Source organism: Prevotella sp. MGM2, assembly GCF_002933955.1.
Lineage (GTDB): Bacteria > Bacteroidota > Bacteroidia > Bacteroidales > Bacteroidaceae > Alloprevotella.
The window spans coordinates 1-953 of record NZ_BEWW01000131.1; the positions used below are offsets into that span (position 1 = coordinate 1).

Here is a 953-nt window from a genome sequence, read left to right on the forward strand (position 1 = left end):
TATTGGGCCAGGCAAGCTGCGGCACGCGGCTACAAGGCGCGTTACGGCATCCTGCTCGACATGGTGGGTGGCCGCGACGCACAATTCCGCTACGAAGGTTTTTCAATGCGCTATGCCGAGGCTGTAATGCACCGCCTGTGGCAGACGGCGCACGACATAGGGGCACAGAATCTCTTCATAAAGGCCGACGGAGGATATGCCACCGACGATCACCTGCCAATGAACGAAGTGGCCGGCATACCTACGGTCGATGTGATCCCTTACATTACAGGAGCGGCCAATACGTTCGGCGCCACCTGGCACACCACGGCTGATACCCCCGGAAACATCTCGCGTGAGAATCTCCGCCTTGTAGGGCAAACACTCCTTCAAATGCTGTCGGAGGAATTATAAGCCGCAACGATGCCACTTGTTTTAAAAAAGTTACGAACAAACTTGAAACACTATGACTATCAACGAAAAGCAAGACGAAATAATTGAAGAATTTTCCGAACTGGAGGACTGGATGGACCGCTATCAGCTGCTTATAGACCTGGGCGAGGAACAGGAAGCGCTGCCAGCGGAAGACAAATCAGACCAGAACCTCATAGACGGCTGTCAAAGCCGCGTTTGGCTGGCCTGCGATGAAGCCGGCGGCCGCCTCACTTTCCGCGCCGAAAGCGATGCCCTCATTGTGCGCGGCATAGTGGCGTTGCTCATTCGCGTAATGAACGGCCATACGCCACAGGAAATCCTCGAAGCCGACCTTTACTTCATTGCCCGCATAGGCCTGACGGAGCATCTTTCGCCCACCCGCAGCAACGGTCTTTTGGCCATGATCAAGCAGATGCGCATGTACGCCTTGGCCTTCAAGACGAAGCTGGAAGCTCTATAGCCAGTTTCAGATATTCTCCGTCCGGCCTCAACAGTTGGAGAAACCTGCTTTTTCTCCACGCATACGTTTTTAACACTAT

General features: G+C 54.0%; 2 protein-coding genes. Both read left to right on the plus strand.

What is annotated here, in order from left to right; genetic code table 11:
• Positions 1 to 393 (plus strand): M28 family peptidase (locus C5S62_RS03010; protein WP_133159474.1); only part of this gene is annotated, 393 nt, incomplete at its 5' end.
• A 52-nt stretch (positions 394 to 445) separates the two neighbouring features.
• Complete coding sequence (locus C5S62_RS03015; RefSeq protein ID WP_104403995.1) at positions 446 to 874, plus strand: SufE family protein; 429 nt, start codon at positions 446 to 448, stop codon at positions 872 to 874.
• Positions 875 to 953: the final 79 nt, after the last annotated feature.